General features: G+C 66.7%; 16 protein-coding genes. 8 read left to right on the top strand and 8 right to left on the bottom strand.

Annotated features, from left to right (window positions below; all coding sequences use genetic code 11):
- Positions 1–73: 73 nt before the first annotated feature.
- A complete protein-coding gene (locus QOL82_RS10535) occupies positions 74–1042 on the bottom strand; it encodes a sialic acid TRAP transporter substrate-binding protein SiaP (protein ID WP_283442215.1) in 969 nt (322 codons plus the stop codon).
- A gap of 118 nt (positions 1043–1160) precedes the next feature.
- Positions 1161–1826: a FadR/GntR family transcriptional regulator gene (locus QOL82_RS10530; protein ID WP_283442214.1), complete on the bottom strand. Its 666-nt coding sequence runs from the start codon at positions 1824–1826 to the stop codon at positions 1161–1163.
- Between the two features lie 212 nt (positions 1827–2038).
- On the opposite strand from QOL82_RS10530, the gene QOL82_RS10525 reads away from it, so the two are divergent.
- Entirely contained in the window at positions 2039–3136 is a 1098-nt protein-coding gene (locus tag QOL82_RS10525; RefSeq protein ID WP_283442213.1) for a malate/lactate/ureidoglycolate dehydrogenase, read from the top strand.
- Positions 3137–3163: 27 nt separating this feature from the next.
- Here QOL82_RS10525 and QOL82_RS10520 read toward each other — a convergent pair whose 3' ends face one another.
- The 6 genes from QOL82_RS10520 to QOL82_RS10495 form a co-directional block, all read right to left on the bottom strand.
- Positions 3164–3913 carry a FadR/GntR family transcriptional regulator gene (locus QOL82_RS10520; protein WP_283442212.1) on the bottom strand — a complete coding sequence of 250 codons (750 nt, stop codon included), beginning with the start codon at positions 3911–3913 and terminating at the stop codon, positions 3164–3166.
- Positions 3914–4039: 126 nt separating this feature from the next.
- Positions 4040–5104 carry an Ldh family oxidoreductase gene (locus tag QOL82_RS10515; protein ID WP_283442211.1) on the bottom strand — a complete coding sequence of 355 codons (1065 nt, stop codon included), beginning with the start codon at positions 5102–5104 and terminating at the stop codon, positions 4040–4042.
- The gene (locus QOL82_RS10510; RefSeq protein ID WP_283442210.1) at positions 5104–5865 is read right to left on the bottom strand and encodes an SDR family NAD(P)-dependent oxidoreductase; all 762 of its coding nucleotides are present in this window, start codon (positions 5863–5865) and stop codon (positions 5104–5106) included. Before QOL82_RS10510 ends, QOL82_RS10515 begins: the two co-directional genes overlap by 1 nt.
- 30 nt (positions 5866–5895) lie before the next feature.
- Positions 5896–7410 (bottom strand): tripartite tricarboxylate transporter permease, encoded by a 1515-nt coding sequence (locus QOL82_RS10505; protein WP_283442209.1) that lies wholly within the window; start codon positions 7408–7410, stop codon positions 5896–5898.
- Between the two features lie 15 nt (positions 7411–7425).
- Positions 7426–7899, bottom strand: coding sequence for a tripartite tricarboxylate transporter TctB family protein (locus QOL82_RS10500; protein ID WP_283442208.1), 474 nt, complete (start codon positions 7897–7899; stop codon positions 7426–7428).
- Between the two features lie 87 nt (positions 7900–7986).
- Positions 7987–8955 (bottom strand): tripartite tricarboxylate transporter substrate binding protein, encoded by a 969-nt coding sequence (locus tag QOL82_RS10495; RefSeq protein WP_283442207.1) that lies wholly within the window; start codon positions 8953–8955, stop codon positions 7987–7989.
- Between the two features lie 536 nt (positions 8956–9491).
- On the opposite strand from QOL82_RS10495, the gene QOL82_RS10490 reads away from it, so the two are divergent.
- The 7 genes from QOL82_RS10490 to QOL82_RS10460 all read left to right on the top strand — a co-directional run bounded on the left by QOL82_RS10490 (position 9492) and on the right by QOL82_RS10460 (position 18260).
- Positions 9492–11003 carry a UxaA family hydrolase gene (locus QOL82_RS10490; protein WP_283442328.1) on the top strand — a complete coding sequence of 504 codons (1512 nt, stop codon included), beginning with the start codon at positions 9492–9494 and terminating at the stop codon, positions 11001–11003.
- A 59-nt stretch (positions 11004–11062) separates the two neighbouring features.
- Positions 11063–12790: an IlvD/Edd family dehydratase gene (locus tag QOL82_RS10485; RefSeq protein ID WP_283442206.1), complete on the top strand. Its 1728-nt coding sequence runs from the start codon at positions 11063–11065 to the stop codon at positions 12788–12790.
- A 13-nt stretch (positions 12791–12803) separates the two neighbouring features.
- Positions 12804–13769: a C-terminal binding protein gene (locus tag QOL82_RS10480; RefSeq protein ID WP_283442205.1), complete on the top strand. Its 966-nt coding sequence runs from the start codon at positions 12804–12806 to the stop codon at positions 13767–13769.
- Positions 13770–13820: 51 nt separating this feature from the next.
- The gene (locus tag QOL82_RS10475) at positions 13821–14900 is read left to right on the top strand and encodes an ABC transporter ATP-binding protein (RefSeq protein ID WP_283442204.1); all 1080 of its coding nucleotides are present in this window, start codon (positions 13821–13823) and stop codon (positions 14898–14900) included.
- A gap of 105 nt (positions 14901–15005) precedes the next feature.
- On the top strand, positions 15006–16322 hold the full coding sequence (locus QOL82_RS10470; RefSeq protein WP_283442203.1) for an ABC transporter substrate-binding protein: 1317 nt from the start codon (positions 15006–15008) through the stop codon (positions 16320–16322).
- Positions 16323–16431: 109 nt separating this feature from the next.
- Positions 16432–17331 (top strand): carbohydrate ABC transporter permease, encoded by a 900-nt coding sequence (locus QOL82_RS10465; RefSeq protein ID WP_283442202.1) that lies wholly within the window; start codon positions 16432–16434, stop codon positions 17329–17331.
- Positions 17332–17417: 86 nt separating this feature from the next.
- Positions 17418–18260, top strand: coding sequence for a carbohydrate ABC transporter permease (locus QOL82_RS10460; RefSeq protein WP_283442327.1), 843 nt, complete (start codon positions 17418–17420; stop codon positions 18258–18260).
- Positions 18261–18517 lie beyond the last annotated feature (257 nt).

Below are 18517 nucleotides of genomic sequence, written 5' to 3'. Positions count from 1 at the left end.
GGCCCGCGCATGCCTGGGCCAGCCGGCCCGGCTGGCCCAGGCTGACTGAGCCGGCTCGGTCGATCCCGCTGACTCAGTTGATCTTCTGGATCTGGTCCCAGTCCGCCTTGCGGTAGCCGAAGTCCTCGAACTTCACGTTCTTCAGCACGGTGTCGCGGAAGTCGTTCCGGTCCGGGTCGGTCACGCTCAGGCCCTTCTTCTTGAAGACGTCCACCAGTTCGGCCTCCTTGGCGACGATGTCGGCGCCGGCCTTCTGCGCGGCTTCCTGCGCCAGCTCGGTGAACAGTTTCTTCTCGCTGTCGGTGAAGGCTTTCCACTGCTTGCCCGACACCACGGTGTTGAGGTGGTCGACGATATGGCCGGTCAGGATGATGTACTTCTGCACCTCGAAGAATTTCTTCGCCTCGATGGTCGGCAGCGGATTTTCCTGCGCCTCGACCGTGCCGTTCTGCAGCGCCAGGTAAACCTCGGCGAATGCGATCGGCGCCGTGTTGGCGCCGCAGGCGCGCGGCATCGCCAGGTAGGCGGCCACATCGGGCACCCTGATCTTCAGGCCCTTCATGTCCGCGCATTTCGCGATGGCCCGGTTGGAAGTCGTATGCCGGGTGCCGTAGTAGGTGGTCGCGACGATCTGGTTGCCGGTCTTTTCCGCGTAGCCGCCGGTCAGGCTCTTGTAGACGTCGCTCTTCGTGTACTTGACCAGGTGGTCGGCGTTGCGGAAGGTGTAGGGATAGTAGGTCACGCCGATGGGCGGATAGGCGCGGCTGGCGAAGCTGGAGCCGGAGATGATGATGTCAACGGTGCCCAGCGAAAGCCCCTGGTTGATGTCGCTCTCCTTGCCCAGCTGCGACGCGGGGAACACGTCGACCTGGTACTTGCCGTTGGTGCGCTTGCCAAATTCCTCGGCAGCCCATACCGACCACTTGTGGAAGGGTTCGGAGGTCTCGTAGACATGCGCCCACTTGAGCTTGGTCTGTCCGAATGCGCTGCCAGCCAGCCCGGCCGCCAGCACGGCGAGCAAGGTCTTTTTCCAGATCGTCATTGTCGTCTCCTTGGTTATTATTTAGTGCCGCATCGCGATGGTCATTGCGCCATTCCTGCCGCGATGCGGGTGCCGCATTACCGCTTGCTCCTGTATTGCCGCCCCGGCCCGGCGCGCCTCAGTCCAGCCGCACCGACAGCCGCCGGTGCGAGCGCGCCATGTGCCGCTGCATAGCCGTCCGCGCAGCCGCCGGGTCCCGGCATTCCAGCGCCAGGATCACCTGCCTGTGCTCGCGCACCGCCTGGCGCCAGCTGGCGTCCCGTTCCAGGTGTTCTCCCAGCCTGCTCGACAGCGGATTGCTGCGCTGGTCGAATAATTCCGTCACCACCCTCACCAGCGTCGAGTTGCGGGTAATGCGCGCCAGCCTGAGATGGAACAGCCGGTCGCCCTGCAGCGGCGCGGCTCCATGCGCGGCTGCCATCTCCATCTGCCGCACCGCGTCTTCAAGCCCGGCGATCTGGGTCCGGTTCGCCATGCCCGCAGCCAGCGCCGCCACTTCGCCTTCCACCAGCGCGCGCGCGCGCAGCAGCTCCAGCGGCCCCGGCGGATCCTGCTGCCCGGCGTCGGCGTCGGCGCCGCTGCCGCGTTCGCGGACATAGATGCCCGAGCCCATGCGCACCTCGATCCATCCTTCCACTTCCAGCGCGATCAGCGCCTCGCGGACCGAGGGCCTCGACACCTTCAATGCCAGCGCCAGCTGCCGCTCCGGCGGCAGCCGCGAACCGGCGACGAAGCCGTCCCTGCTGATCAGGGCGCGCAACTGCCCGGCAACCTGCCGGTACAATCGCTTCGGTTCCGTTGCATGATCTGGCATCGCCGGCTCTTTCAGCATGCAAATTTGGTCATACCACTGTACCAATAATTTCATCTCCGGCCGGCCTTGTCAAGGACGGATGCATCCGGCTTGAAATACTGGTCATACCAATTTATGATGCCCTGCCGCAGCCTTCGATGCCGGCGGCGCGCGGGCAACCCTCACTTCAGGAGACAACAAACATGCAGGATACGAACCGCAGCGAAGCGCAGGAACTGATGATCAACCCGGCGCGCCTGCATGCCTTTGTCTGCGCATTATGGGAACAGGCCGGCAGCGAGCCGGCCGAGGCGCGGCTGGTGGCCGACCACCTCGTGCTGGCGAACCTTTCCGGGCATGACTCGCACGGGGTCGGCATGATTCCGCGGTACCTGCGTTCGCTGCGGGACGGCGAACTGAAGCTGAACGTCCATGCGCAGGTCGCGCGCGACGCCGGGGCGGTGCTGACGATCGAGGGCGGGCGCGGCTTCGGCCAGGTCGCCGCGCAGGAAGCGATGGCGCTGGGCATCGAGCGGGCGCAGCGGCTGGGCGTCTGCGCGGTCGGACTGCGCAACGCCCACCACATTGGCCGAATCGGCCACTGGGCCGAGCAATGCGCCGCCGCCGGGCTGGTGTCCTTCCACTTCGTCAACGTCGCCGGCGACCCGCTGGTCGCGCCCTTCGGCGGCATCGATGCCCGCATCGGCACCAACCCGTTCTGCGCCGCCTTTCCGCGCGCCGGCAAGCCGCCGCTGGTGCTGGATTTCGCCACCAGCCGCATTGCGTTCGGCAAGACGCGGGTGGCCTACAACAAGGGGCAGCAAGTGCCGCCGGACAGCCTGATCGATCATGCGGGCAATCCCAGCAACGACCCGCGGGTGGTGCACGAGGACCCGCGCGGCTGCCTGCTCCCCTTCGGCGGCCACAAGGGCTATGGCATGGCGGCGCTATGCGAAATCTTCGCCGGCGCGCTGAGCGGCGGCTTCACGACCCATGAGGCGACGCTGATGACCAACAGCGCCATCATCAACTGCATGATGTCCGTCATCATCGACCCGAAGGCGTTCGACGCGCCGGATGCGGAACAGGAAGCAAACGCCTTTGTCGACTGGCTGCGGACATCGCGGCTGGGGCAGGACGTGGATGAAGTGCTGGTGCCGGGCGAGCCCGAGCTGGTCAGGCGCGCCGAACGCACTGCGCGCGGAACGCCTGTCGATGCGGCGAGCTGGGCGCAGATCGTCCAGGCGGCGCGGGATGTCGGCCTGGGGGATGAAAGGATCGCCGCGGTGACGGCCGCCTGACGGCTGCTAGGGCCAGGCGCGCCCAGCCTACACCGCCTTGCGCGTCCGCACCGCCCGCGCCGCCGCGGCCTTCCGCGGCGTGCGCGTCAGGCTGGAGCTCAGGCGCCGGTAGGCCACGTCCATGTGATGCCGCATCGCCGCGCGGGCGCGCTCGGGGTCCTTGGCGCGCAATGCCTCCAGCACCTCGCGATGCTCGGCAATGGCCTGGGCCCAGACATCGGCGGTTTCGAAATGGCTGTGCAGCTGGTCGAACAGCGGCCCCAGCCGCAGGTCGAACATGCGCCGCACCACGCCGACCAGGACGCTGTTGCCGGTCGCTTCCGCAATGCGGACGTGGAACAGCCGGTCCGCGTCCAGCGGCTTGATGCCGGCCAGCGCATCCGCTTCCATCTGGTCGATCGCTTCCCTGATCGCATCGAAGTGCCGCTTCTTGCCCAGCTTCGCCGCTGTCGCCGCGACTTCGCCTTCGAGCAGGGCGCGCGCCTGGATCAGCTCCAGCGGCCCTTCCTCCCCCGACAGGTCGAATCCCTCTGCCGGCTGCGCCGGCGGCTCGCAGACATAGATGCCGGAGCCCATGCGCACCTCGATATACCCTTCGACCTCCAGCGCAATCAGCGCCTCGCGCAGCGACGGCCGCGACACCCCGAGCTGGACCGACAGGTCACGCTCGGACGGCAGGCGCGAGCCGACCGGAAATTCCCCGCCGATGATCAGCTCCCTCAACTGGTTGCTGATCTGGCGATAGAGGCGCTGCGGTTCGATGGCTTGGATGGGCATGGCAATTCTGGTTATCACGGCATACTGCGGCGCTGACGTCGTCGAGCGTGGTTCTTGCCGCCGCGCAAGGGCCTGCGCGGCGAAGCCGGGATTATACGCGGCAGCGCAGCATTGCCATCCGCGCCGCTAGGCGGCGTCCGGCTCCGGGAAGACCATGCCGTAGGCCGCCGCGCTGTCGCGCAGCATCGGCGCGATCGACGGGTGCAGCACGATGCCGGCCGCTTCCTGCCGCGCCTTCAGCGCCATCCCGCGGTCGCCCGGCATGCGCACCGCGTCTACCCCCGGCCGGGGCGGGTTGTCGCGGCAGGCATCGCCTATCCAGTCCATCTGGCGCAGGAAGTCCGCGCTGCCGCCAAATGCCGATGGATCGTACAGCGTGACGAATACTGTCGCGCCCCAGCCGTCGGGCGGATCGGCCCGGCCATAACCGGCGAGACCGCCGGTCAGCGCCTCCACCGCGAGCGCCAGCCCGAATCCCTTGTGGCCCGCTTCGAGCCCGCCCAGCGGCAGGATGGTGCCGGGCGGGTCCTCGCTCAGCACCGCCGGGTCATGGCTCGGCCTGCCCTGCGCATCCAGCATCCACGCATGCTCGAACTGGCGCCCGGCCTTCTGCATGCGGGCGCTCATGCCGTTGGTCGTGACGGAGGCCGAGATATCGACCAGGTAAGGCGTGCCCGAGGTCGGTATGCCCACGGCCAGCGGATTGGGCGTGAAGACGGCGCGGGTCCCGCCATGCGGCGCAACGCTCCGCACCGCCGGGTCGGAACTGGCCAGCACCATCATGAAACCGGCCTCGGCGGCCCGCAGCAGGTACGCGGCGAGGCAGGCGATATGGTGGCTGCGGCGGATGACCAGCGTGGCGCAGCCATACTGGCGCGCACGCGGCATCAGCGTGTCGATCGCGCTGTGCACCAGCCACGGTCCCGGCAGGTGCATGCCGTCCCAGGCCAGCGAGGCGCCGCGGTCCGACAGCACCGTCGGCGCGCCCTGCCTGGCCATGCCGCCCGACTCCAGCGACTTCACGTAGGGCGACAGCAGCGCCAGCCCGTGGGTGTCGTGGCCCAGCAGGTCGCCGTCGACCAGGGTGCGCGCGACGACTGCCGCGGGCTCGCCTGCAAGGCCGGCCTTTTCCAGCAGCGAGGTCGCGAAGCCGCGCAGCGCTTCGGCGGAATAACGTGGTTCGGCGCCCATCAGTAAGTCGCCCGGCCGCCAGAGATGTCGAACACCGCGCCGGTCGAAAACGAGCAGTCCGCGGACGCCAGCCAGGCCACCAGCGCCGCGATCTCTTCCGGCTGGCCGAAGCGGTTCATCGGTATCTTCGACAGCATGTAGTCGATGTGCTGCTGGGTCATCTGCGCGAACATGCCGGTGCGCACCGCCGCCGGCGTCACGCAGTTGACCCGCACGCCGGTCTGCGCCAGCTCCTTGCCCAGCGACTTGGTCAGCGCGACCAGGCCGGCTTTCGACGCGCTGTAGGCAGAGGCATTCGGATTGCCCTCCTTGGCCGCGACCGAAGCGATGTTGACGATGCGGCCGTAATCACGTGCCTGCATCTGCGGCGCCAGCGCGCGGCAGGTCAGGAACGGCCCGCGCAGGTTGATCGCCATCACCATGTCCCAGTCTTCTATCGGGTAGTCGCATACCGTGGTGTTGGGGCCGGTGATGCCGGCGCTGTTGACCAGGATGTCGACCGCGCCGCCGCCTTCGATGGTCGCGTCGCGCGCCGCATCGACCTGGCCGGCGCTGCTGACATCGACCGTCATGCATTGCACGCGGACCGCGCTGCCGAATGATTCCTTGGCCGCCTGCAGCTGCGCGGCGTCTCGGTCCCATAGCGTCAGCGAGGCGCCGCCCGCGGCCAGCCTCTGCGCAATGGCCAGGCCGATGCCTGCGGCGCCGCCGGTGACGACCGCATGGCGGCCGGAAAAATCATAGAAATTGGCTTGCTCCATCAATATCTCCCGTCGTTTCAAGTCCGTGGATTACCTGGTCTGTTTTGCAAGCTGCGCGGATACCCGTGTCCGCCGCAGCAGGCGCATGAACAGCGGCAGCAGCCATACCAGCAGGGTCAGCGCCCCGAGTGCGCCGGCAATGGGCCGGTTGAAGAAGGCAAGCGGGTCGCCTTCCGCCTTGATCATGGAGCTGACGAAGTTTTCCTCGAGCATGCCGCCCAGCACCACGCCGAGGATGGTCGGCGCAATCGGAAAGCCGTTCTCTTCCATCAGGTAGGCCAGCATGCCGAATCCCAGCATGACGCCGACGTCGAACGCGCTGTTGTTGATCGAATAGGCGCCGACGATGCAGAACAGCAGGATCAGCGGCATCAGGATGTTGCGCGGCACCAGCAGGATCTGCTTGGCAAGCTTGATCGTCAGGTAGCCGAGCGGGATCATCAGCAGGTTGGCCAGGATGAAGACGATGAACACCGAGTACATCGCCACCGGGTTATTGATGAATATCATCGGGCCGGGGTTCAGGTTCTTCATGTACAGCACGCCGATGACGATCGCGGTGATCGAGTCGCCCGGTATGCCGAACACCAGCGCCGGTATCCATGCGCCGGCCAGCGACGAGTTGTTGGCCGCGCCCGATTCGACGATGCCCTCGACGTGGCCGGTGCCGAACTTCTCCGGCTCCTTCGAGAATTTCTTGCTCATCGCGTAGGACATGTAGGCGGCGATATCGGCGCCGGCGCCCGGCAGGGCGCCGACGATCGTGCCCAGCACGCTGCCGCGGAGGATGCACGCCGGGTACTTGACCGTGAGCTTCCACATGCCGGCGAAGACATTGCCTATCCGGCTCTGCACGATTTCCATCCTGTCGCGATGGCTGATCGCATAGCGCAGCACTTCCGACACCGCGAACATGCCGACCATGATGGGCACCAGCGACAGGCCGCCAAGCAGGTTGCTGTTGCCCAGCGTGTAGCGGGCATGTCCGGACGGATTGCCCATGCCGACGCAGGCGATGAACAGGCCGAGGAAGAGCGAGACGAAGCCCTTCAGCGGATTGCCCGAGGCGATGAAGATTGCGCAGGTCAGGCCCAGCAGCACCAGCCAGAAATACTCGAACGAGGAAAACTTCAAGGCCATTTCCGCCAGCGACGGCGCGGCCACGATCAGCACGAACGTGCCGAACAGGCCGCCCATGGCCGAGAACACCAGGCCGGCGCCCAGCGCGACTTCGGCCTGTCCATTCCTTGTCATGGCGAAGGCTTCGTCGGTGTAGGCGGCGGACGCCGGGGTGCCGGGTATGCGCAGCAGGCAGCCCGGAATGTCGCCGGAGAAGATCGCCATCGCGGTCGCGGTGACCATGGCGGCGATCGCAGGCACCGGCGGCATGAAGAAGGTCACCGGCACCAGCAGGGCCACCGCCATGGTGGCGCTGAGGCCCGGCACTGCGCCGACGAACAGGCCGTAGATGGACGACGCCATGATCACGGCGATCACGTAGGGGTCGAATACCTGGCCGCAGGCGGCATACAGATTGGCTAGCATGGCGGCGTCCTTTCCTTACCAGGCATAGGGACTCAGCACGCCCCATGGCAGCGGCACCTTGAGCATCTTGTAGAACAGCGCGTGGATGCCGACCGACCCGAGCAGCGCCACGACCAGCGCGGTGCGCAAGCGCACGCCGTAGGTCAGGAACATTGCCAGCAGCAGCAGGACGGCGGTCGGGATGAAGCCCAGGTCTTCGGACGCAAGCACGTAGAACGCCAGGCACAGCGGCACGAGCAGGAAGCCGAACGCGGTGCGGCCCTGCCCCAGCCAGTCCGGCAGGCTTATCCATTTCCCCGAACCCAAAGTCCTGAGCCCGCGCACGACCAGCATGACGGCGCACAGCATCATGCCCGCCGCGATCAGTTCCGGAAATACCTTGGGGCCGACATTCTGCCCGGGTATCGTCGGGAAACCCTGCGCGCCAACGAAGACGGCAAGGGCAAAGGCGCCAGCCAGCACGCCCGACAGCACATCGTTACATTTCATTTGCGCATGCTCCAGAGCTTGCGGACAAGGGGATGGCGCGCCACGGCCGGCGCGCCATGTCGGCAGATCAGCTGCGGTGCCTGCCTGCTACTTGGCCATGCCCAGGGACTGCAATATCTGTCCCATGTCGGCATCGCCCTTGTCCATGAACGTGCCGAAGGCCGGGCCGTCCGCATAAGCCACGCCGAAGCCGCGGTTGGCCATGAAGTCGCGAAACTCCTTGCCCTCGTTGATCTTCTTGAGCACTGCGCTCATCCTGGCCTGCACGTCCGCCGGCAGGCCCTTCGGGCCGGCGATGCCGCGCCAGACGCCCATGGTCCAGTCGCTGCCGATGGCGCTCTTCAGGGTGGGCACCTGCGGGTACAGCGCGGCCGGCGCGGCGGCCATGACGGCCAGCGGCCGCGCCTTGCCGGCGTCGATCAGCGAACGCGCTTCCGGCAGGGCAACCGGCGCGATATCGATGCCGCCGGCGGCCAGGTCCAGCATGGCCGGCGCGGCCCCGTTGGACGGAACGAAGGGAACCGCGGACGGCTCCATCTTGAGGTCCCTCAGCATGCCTGCCAGCGCCAGGTGCCAGATGCCGCCCTGGCCGGTGCCGGACGCCTTGAGCTTGCCGGGATTGGCCCTGATCGCCTTGACCAGATCTTCCATGGTCTTGTACGGGGACGTGGCGCTCACCGTGATGGCCGCCGGGTCCACGTTCATCAGCGCCAGCGGCGTATAGCTCCTGGGGGTAAGCTGCGTAAGGCCCTGGTGGTGCATCATCGAGATCTCGACCGTCAGCATGCCCAGCGTATAGCCGTCCGGCGGGGCGCTGGCGATCGCATGGTGACCGACCACGCCGTTGCCGCCGGCTCGGTTGACCACGTTCACCGGCTGCCCCAGCTCTTTCTCCATGAGCGCGCCGACGATGCGGGCAGTCGCGTCGGTGCCGCCGCCGGCCGCCCAGGGCACTACCAGCGTGATCGGTCGGTCGGGCCAGGCGGCGTGGGCGACGCCCAGCGACGTGGCGGCCGCGAGCGCGGCAAGCGTATGCAGCAGGATTCTGCGTTTCATGCGTCTCCTCCATTCGTGATGGAATTTTTTATGGGCATGTCGCGCGTGACAGCCTGGCCAGGCCATGTGCCGGGACGTAACGTGGCGACAACGCGGAACCTGGTTCAAGGCGCCATTTATTGGCCTTACCAGATGACCAATACTTTCATGCGGGCGACGCCCTTGTCAAGGCCGGATTTGAAGCCGACCCCGTTGCCAGGGGGGTTTCCGGATACGGTTCCCCGCGTGCGGAATGCGCGGATTCCGCATGTTTGCGCGGCGTCGGACCGGTTCTGCGCCTGCTGCCGCGCAGGCGCACCGACGTCGTCTTGCGTCCCATCACGCATGCGCCGCGACCATGCCGCAACCGCCCGTCGCTACGAATTATTGGTAATACCACTTTACCCATTGAATTTTCTGCAATAGACTTTAGGTCAGAAAAAAAGCGGCCACGAGCCGCTCCGCTGCAGATGGGCTGAATCAAGCGCACCGATACAGGAGACACCGTGGCACAAGAAATTCTGATATCCCCCGACTCCATCACGACACGCAGCGCGCTGCCGCTGGCGCTGCGCCTGGGACCGGATGACGATGTGCTGATCGCCACGCGCGACATCGCCCCCGGCTCTGCGCTGCCGGGCGCGCCCGGCGTCGTGGCGGCGAGCATACCGGCGGGACACAAGGTCGCCGCACGCGACATCCCCGCGAACGCGCCGGTGCGCCGCTACAACCAGGTGATCGGCTTCGCGACCCGCGACATCCGCGCAGGCGAACATGTCCACCTGCACAACCTGGCCATGCGCGACTTCGAGCGCGACTATGCGTTCTGCGCCGACCTGCGCGCCGACAGCAGGCCCGATGCGGCGCTGACCTTCAACGGCATCGTCCGCCCGGACGGCCGGGTCGCCACCCGCAATTACATCGGTGTCATCAGCAGCGTCAATTGCTCGGCCACCGTGTGCCGCCAGATCGCCGACGCCTTCCGCGGCGATGCGCTGTCGGCCTACCCGAATGTCGACGGCGTGGTGTCCATCACGCACAAGGCCGGCTGCGGCATGGCGTCCCAGGGCGAAGCCATCGACCTGCTGCGCCGGGTCACCGCCGGCTACCTGCGCCATCCCAATTTTGCGGCAGTGCTGTTCATCGGCCTGGGCTGCGAGTCCAACCAGGTCAGCGCGCTGCTGGGCGCGGAGAGCCTGGTCGAGTCCGACCGGCTGCGGGCGATGACCATACAGGAGACGGGCGGCACCCGCAGCACGATACAGCGCGGCATCGAGCTGGTGCGCGAGCTTTTGCCGGCGGCCAATGCGGTGCAGCGCGAGCCGGTGCCGGTGAGCCATATCACGGTCGGGCTGCAGTGCGGCGGCTCGGACGGTTACTCGGGCATCACGGCCAACCCGGCGCTGGGCGCGGCGATGGACCTGCTGGTCGCGCACGGCGGCACCGCCATCCTCAGCGAGACGCCGGAGATCTACGGCGCCGAGCACCTGCTGACGCGGCGCGCGGTGTCGCGCGAGGTCGGCGAAAAGCTGGTCGGGCGGATACGCTGGTGGGAAGGCTACACGTCGCGGCTGGGCGGCGAGATGAACAACAACCCATCCCCCGGCAACAAGGCCGGCGGCCTCACCACCATCCTGGAAAAGTCGCTCGGCGCCGTCGCCAAGGCCGGCACCAGCAACCTTGCCGACGTGTTCGAGTATGCGCAGCCCGTGACCAGCCATGGCCTGGTGTTCATGGACACGCCCGGCTACGACCCGGTGTCCGCCACCGGCCAGGTCGCCGGCGGCGCCAATGTAATCTGCTTCACCACCGGGCGCGGCTCGGTCTACGGCTGCAAGCCGTCGCCGTCGCTGAAGCTGGCGACCAACAGCGCAATGTATCGCCGGATGACCGAGGACATGGACATCAACTGCGGCGCGATACTCGACGGCGAGCTGACGGTGCAGCAGGCGGGCGAACAGATTTTCCGCCGCATCGTCGAGGTGGCCTCCGGCGCGCGCACCAAGAGCGAGGAACACGGGATGGGCGAGGACGAGTTCGCGCCCTGGATACTGGGGCCGACCATGTAGCGCCGGCGCCGCGGTCCGCATGCTGAACGTAAAACAATAAAACGCAAGCAGGAGACAAGATGGGCGACAAGAAAGACGCGCCGCGCCGCAGCCAGGCATGGTTCGGACGGCAGGACCGTGACGGTTTCATCTACCGGTCGTGGCTGAAGAACCGCGGCATCCCGCATGACCAGTTCGACGGCCGTCCCGTCATCGGCATCTGCAATACCTATTCCGAGCTGACGCCGTGCAACTCGCACTTCCGCACGCTTGCCGAGCAGGTCAAGATCGGCGTCTGGGAAGCCGGCGGCTTCCCGCTGGAATTCCCGGTGATGTCGCTCGGCGAGACCCTGCTGCGGCCGACCGCCATGCTGTTCCGAAACCTTGCCAGCATGGACGTCGAGGAGTCGATCCGCGGCAACCCGCTCGACGGCGTGGTGCTGCTGATGGGCTGCGACAAGACCACGCCGTCGCTGCTGATGGGCGCCGCATCCTGCGACGTGCCGACCATAGGCGTGTCCGGCGGCCCGATGCTCAACGGTAAATACCGCGGCGGCGAACTGGGCTCCGGCACCGGCGTCTGGCAGATGTCGGAAGAGGTGCGCGCCGGCCGCATGAGCCAGGAAGAATTCTTCGATGCCGAAAGCTGCATGCACCGCTCGCACGGCCACTGCATGACGATGGGAACGGCGTCCACCATGGCCAGCATGGTCGAGGCGCTGGGCATGAGCCTGCCGGGCAATGCGGCGATACCGGCGGTGGACGCGCGGCGCAATGTGCTGGCGCGCATGTCGGGCCGGCGCATCGTCGAGATGGTGAAGGAAGACCTGGTCATGTCGAAGATACTGACCCGCGCCGCGTTCGAGAATGCGATACGCGTCAATGCCGCGATCGGCGGCTCGACCAATGCGGTGATCCACCTGCTCGCCATCGCCGGTCGCATCGGCGTGGACCTCAAGCTGGCCGACTGGGACGAGCTCGGCCACAAGCTGCCCTGCCTGCTCGACCTGCAGCCGTCCGGCAAGCACCTGATGGAAGACTTCTACTACGCGGGCGGCCTGCCGGCGGTGATACGCGAACTCGAGTCCGTCATCGATCGCAGCGCGCTGACCGCCAATGGCAGGAGCCTGTGGGACAACTGCAGGGACGCGCCGAACTGGAACCGCGAAGTCATACGCGCATTCGACCAGCCGTTCAAGCCGGCCGCCGGCATCGCGGTCCTGCAGGGCAACCTGTGCCCGGACGGCGCGGTGATCAAGCCGTCGGCCGCGACGCCGGCGCTGCTGAAGCATAAGGGCCGCGCCGTGGTGTTCGAGGACAGCGAGCACATGCACCGGCGGCTCGATGACGAGAGCCTGGATGTCGATGAAAACTGCGTTCTGGTGCTGAAGAACTGCGGCCCGAAAGGCTATCCCGGCATGGCCGAAGCCGGCAACATGCCGCTGCCGCCCAAGGTGCTGCGCAAGGGCATCACCGACATGGTCAGGGTGTCGGATGCGCGCATGAGCGGCACCGCCTACGGTACCGTGGTGCTGCACGTGGCGCCCGAGGCCGCCGCCGGCGGGCCGCTGGCGCTGGTGCGCGACGGCGACATGGTCGAACTCGACGTCGAGGCGCGCAAGCTGCACCTGCATGTGTCCGACGACGAGCTGGCGCGCCGCCGCGCCGAGTGGCAGCCGCCCGCCGCGCCGGCGGCGCGCGGCTGGACCAAGCTGTATGTCGACCATGTGCAGCAGGCCAACCTGGGCGCCGACCTCGACTTCCTGGTCGGCAGGACCGGGGCCGCCGTGCCCAAGGACAATCACTGAAGGCGGGGCCGACATGAAGATACTGATTACCGACTATGACTTTCCCGACCTCGCGCTGGAACAGGCGCTGTACCAGGCGGCGGGCGTTGAGGTCGTCACCGCGCAATGCCGCAGCGAGGATGACGTGATCGCCGCCGCCGACGGCTGCGACGGCCTGCTGGTGCAGTACGCGCCGGTGAACAGCAAGGTGTTTGCGGCCTGCCCGCAGATCCGCATCGTCAGCCGCTATGGCGCCGGCTTCGACACCATCAACACCGCCGACGCGAAGCGGCACGGCGTCTGGGTCGCCAACTCGCCGGACTACGGCGTCGGCGAAGTCGCCACCCATGCGCTGGCCATGGCGCTGTCCCTGCTGCGCCACCTGCCCTGGTACGACCGCGACATCCGCAACGGCACCTGGAACTTCGGCAGCCCGGGCCGCATGGAGCGCGTGTCCGACATGACGCTGGGCATCCTGGGCCTGGGCCGCATCGGCAAGCGCATGGCGCATATCGGGCGCAACAGCTTCAGGCGCGTGATCGCCTGCGACCCGTACATCATCGACGGCGACTTTCCCGCCTACGTCGAGCGGGTCAGCCAGCAGGAGCTGTTCGCGCAGTCCGATGCGCTGTCGCTCCATGTGCCGCTGAACGATGAGACCCGCAACATCGTCAACGCGTCGATGCTGTCGCTGATGAAGCCGGGAAGCGTGCTGGTCAACACCGCGCGCGGCGGGCTGGTGCGGCTCGACGACCTGCTGGCCGCGCTCGACGCCGGCCGGCTCGACGGCGCTGCGCTGGACGTGCTGCCCATGGAGCCGCCGGAGATGGACGCGGCCATCCTGCGGCATCCGCGGATCGTGCTGACGCCGCATGCGGCCTTCTACTCGACGCTGGCGGAAAAGGAGCTGCGCCGCAAGGCTGCGCAGAACCTGGTGGACTGGATGCGGCATGGCCGGCCCTCGTACGTGGTGGTGGAAGGACAGAACGGCGCGTCCTGACCGGGACGCGACCCTCGCGCAGCATCAACCAAGACCAACCCAGGAGCAGGCATGGCATCGGTTCAGATACGGGGAATACAGAAGGCGTTCGGAAGCACCCAGGTGATACGCGGCGTCGACATCGACATACCGGACGGCCAGTTCGCGGTGCTCGTCGGCCCCAGCGGCTGCGGCAAGTCGACGCTGCTGCGCATGCTGGCGGGGCTGGAGGAGATCACCGACGGCGAGATCGCCATCGACGGCCGGGTCGTCAACAATGTGCAGCCCAAGGAGCGCGACATTGCGATGGTGTTCCAGAACTATGCGCTGTATCCGCACATGACGGTCAGGGACAACATGGCGTTCTCGCTGATGCTGGCCAAGGTCGACAAGTCGGCCATCGCCGAGCGGGTCAAGCGCGCGGCCGACATCCTGGGCCTGGGCGAGCTGCTCGAACGTTATCCGCGCCAGCTGTCGGGCGGGCAGCGCCAGCGGGTGGCGATGGGCCGCGCGATCGTGCGCAATCCGCAGGTCTTCCTGTTCGACGAGCCGCTGTCCAATCTCGACGCCAAGCTGCGGGTGCAGATGCGCGCTGAGATCAAGGAGCTGCACCAGCGCCTGAAGACGACGTCGGTGTACGTGACCCATGACCAGATCGAGGCAATGACGATGGCCGACCAGATCGTCGTCATGCGCGACGGCCGGGTCGAACAGCGCGGCCGCCCGCTGGACCTGTACGACAATCCGGCCAACCTGTTCGTCGCCGGCTTCATCGGCTCGCCGGCGATGAACTTCATTCCCGGCACGCTTCGCCGCAGCGGCGACGACCTGCTGGTGGAATTCTCCGATGGCTCGCGGCTGCCGGCGCCTGCCCGCGCGGACGGCGCGGACGGCCAGCCGGTGATCTACGGCGTGCGTCCCGAGCACCTCGCGCTGGACGGCCCCGGTGGCATCGCCTCGGAAGTCGCCGTGGTGGAGCCGACCGGCGCCAACACCGAAGTCTATTCGCGCTTCTGCAATACCGACATCAACGCGATCTTCCGCGAGCGCCACGACTTCAGGCCGGGCGAAGTCATACGGCTGTCGCCCGACCATGCGCATACCCATCTGTTCGATGCGGCGTCGGGCGAGGCGATGCGCCGCGTGCACTGATCCGGGCGACCCGTCCCGGACGACCAAGACACAGACAACGAGACCGCGGCCCACCGCGGCGGAACCAGCATCGGAGCAACCCGCTAACCACAAGGAGCAGGAGACATGACACGATTTACAAGACGGGAATTTCTGGCATCCGGCGCAACGCTCGCCGCCGCATCCGCAATCGGCCCTGCCGCCTTCGCGCAGACGCCGGGCGGCCTGCTCTACAAGCCGGAAGCGGGCGCCAAGCTGCGCGTGCTGCGCTGGAAGCGCTTCGTCCAGGGCGACGAGGACATGTGGATGGCCAACACCAAGAAATTCACCCAGCTGACCGGCGTGGAAGTGCGGGTCGACAACGAGGGCTGGGAAGACGTGCGGCCCAAGGCGGCGGTCGCGGCCAATGTCGGCAGCGGGCCGGACATCATCATCGGCTGGTTCGACGACCCGCAGCAGTATCCGGACAAGCTCAACGACCTGACCGACATCGCCGAGCTGCTGGGCAAGAAGCATGGCGGCTGGTACGACGTCTGCAAGCGCTACGGCATGCGCGACGGCAAGTGGATAGGCATGCCGCTTGGCATCGTCGGCAATGCGCTGGTGTATCGCGAAAGCCAGGTGAAGGCGGCCGGCTTCGATGCGATACCGAAAGACACCGCGGGCTTCCTGAAACTCTGCCAGGCGCTGAAGGCCAAGAACACGCCCTGCGGCTTCGCGCTCGGCAAGGCGGTCGGCGACGGCAACAACTGGGCGCACTGGCTGATGTGGTCGCACGGCGGCAAGATGGTCGACGACAAGGGCAATGTCGTCATCAATTCGCCCGAGACCGTGGCGTCGCTCGAATATGCGAAGCAGCTGTACGAGACCTTCGTGCCGGGCACGCTGTCCTGGCAGGACCCGTCCAACAACAAGGCTTTCCTCGACGGCCAGGTCAGCATGACCGCGAACGGCATCTCGGTGTATTACTCGGCCAAGAATTCGCCGGATCCAAAGCTGCAGGAAATGGCCAAGGACATCCAGCATGCGCGCTTCCCGATCGGCCCGGTGGGCAAGCCGACCGAGCTGATGCAGATCACGCAGATGATGCAGTTCAAGCACAGCAAGTTCCCGAACGCGGCCAAGGCCTACCTGCAGTTCATGATGGAGCCGGAGCAGTACAACCCGTGGATGAAGGCCGCGATCGGCTATGTCAGCCAGCCGCTGCGCGAATACGAAGCCAACCCGATCTGGACCGAGGACCCGAAGCACACGGTCTACCGCGACGGCGGCAGCATCATGCTCGACAACGGCTACTCGGGGCCGCTGGGGCTGGCGTCGGCGGCGGCGATGGCCGACTACATCGTGCTGGACATGGTGGCGGAGGCCGCGAGCGGCGCGCGTAGCCCGAAGGAGGCGGCGGCGCGCGCGGCGACCCGGGCCGAACGCTACTACAAGGTCTAGCGCCTTGGGTCGACCGCCCCGGCGCGAGCCGGGGCGTTAACGGTGCGCGCGGCCGCGATGGCGCGCGCCCATCCGCCGTGCGCAATCGGCCGGGCTACGGGAGGACGTGATGCTTTCTCGATTTTTCAATAACCGCAATTCGCTCGGGCTGCTGTTCATGCTGCCCACCGCGGTGCTGCTGCTGGTGTTCCTGACTTATCCGCTGGGCCTGGGCGTGTGGCTGGGCTTTACCGACACCAAGATAGGCGGCAGCGGCAAGTTCATCGGCCTGGGCAATTACAGCTACCTGGTCGGCGACTCGCTGACCCAGCTGTCGCTGTTCAACACGGTGTTCTACACCACGGTGGCAAGCGTTCTCAAGTTCGTGCTGGGCCTGTGGCTGGCGCTGCTGCTGAACAAGAACCTGCCGTTCAAGTCCTTTTTCCGCGCGGTGGTGCTGCTGCCCTGGATCGTGCCGACCGCGCTGTCGGCGCTCGCCTTCTGGTGGCTGTACGACGCGCAGTTCTCGGTGATCAGCTGGGTGCTGGTCAAGCTGGGCCTGATCGACCGCTACATCGACTTCCTCGGCAACCCGTGGAATGCGCGCCTGTCGACCATCGCCGCCAATGTCTGGCGCGGCGTGCCCTTCGTCGCCATCTCGCTGCTGGCCGGGCTGCAGACCATCTCGCCGTCGCTGTACGAGGCCGCCGCCATCGACGGCGCCACGCCGTGGCAGCAGTTCCGCTTCATCACGCTGCCGCTGCTCACGCCCATCATCGCGGTCGTGATGACCTTCTCGGTGCTGTTCACCTTCACCGACTTCCAGCTGATCTACGTGCTCACCCGCGGCGGCCCGCTCAATGCGACGCACCTGATGGCCACGCTGTCGTTCCAGCGCGCGATACCGGGCGGCTCGCTCGGCGAAGGCGCGGCGCTGGCCACCATGATGATCCCCTTCCTGCTGGCGGCGATCATGTTCTCGTATTTCGGCCTGCAGCGGCGCGGCTGGCAACAGGGAGGCGACAAATGAGCAAGGCTGACACCGCAACCACGCTGACGCCGGCGAAGGGCAAGCCCGCGAAAGCCGTCCGGGCCGACAAGCCCGACAGCCAGGGCATGGACTACCTGCAGTCGCTGCCGCGGCGCTGGGTCACCGTCTATATCCCCCTGCTGCTGTTCGTGTTCGTGCTGCTGTTCCCGTTCTACTGGATGGCCATCACCGCCTTCAAGCCGGACGCCGAGCTGCTGTCGCAGTCCGGCAACCCGTTCTGGGTGGTGGCGCCGACGCTGGCGCATTTCAAGAAGCTGGTGTTCGATACGCCTTATCCGGAATGGATGTGGAATACCGTGGTCGTGTCCACCGTCGCCACCTTCACGTCGCTGGCCGCGAGCGTATTCGCCGCCTACGCGATCGAACGGCTTCGCTTCCAGGGCGCGAAGCAGGTCGGACTCGGCATCTTCCTGGCCTACCTGATCCCGCCGTCCATCCTCTTCATCCCGCTGGCCGCGATCGTCTTCAAGCTGGGCCTGTTCGACACCCGCTGGGCGCTGATCCTGACCTATCCGACCTTCCTGATTCCGTTCTGCACCTGGCTGCTGATGGGCTACTTCCGCTCCATCCCGTACGAGCTCGAGGAATGCGCACTGATCGATGGCGCGACGCGCTGGCAGATCCTGGTCAAGATCATCCTGCCGCTGGCGGTGCCGGGCCTGATCTCGGCCGGCATCTTCGCCTTCACGCTGTCGTGGAACGAATTCATCTATGCGCTGACCTTCGTGTCCTCGTCGGAGGTCAAGACCGTGCCGGTCGGCGTCGTCACCGAGCTGGTCGAGGGCGACGTCTACCACTGGGGCGCGCTGATGGCCGGCGCGCTGCTCGGCTCGCTGCCGGTGGCGGTGGTGTACTCGTTCTTCGTTGAATACTATGTGTCGGGCATGACGGGCGCGGTGAAGGAGTAATACCGGCCCCGATGCAGCCCAGGGTGCGATCCGTCGCGCATTGCACCCTGGGGATGGTGTTCCCCAGTTCATGGCTTCCCTGCCGCTTTATCCCGCCCCACTCCCCGACTCCGCCGAATCCCCCAGCCTGCACCACCAGATGACAGCAGGCGCATGGCCTGCCTCGATGAAGTGCAAAAAGTCCCATTGCCCTTTGTTAAATCTGGCACGGAACCTGCATTGCCCCTGCTTTGAACCGGGGCCGAACGGCCTCCATG

The organism is Noviherbaspirillum suwonense (assembly GCF_900182955.1).
Taxonomy (GTDB): Bacteria; Pseudomonadota; Gammaproteobacteria; order Burkholderiales; family Burkholderiaceae_D; genus Noviherbaspirillum_A; species Noviherbaspirillum_A suwonense.
Note: the sequence above shows the minus strand (reverse complement) of the source record. Positions and strands in the feature narration are given on the sequence as shown.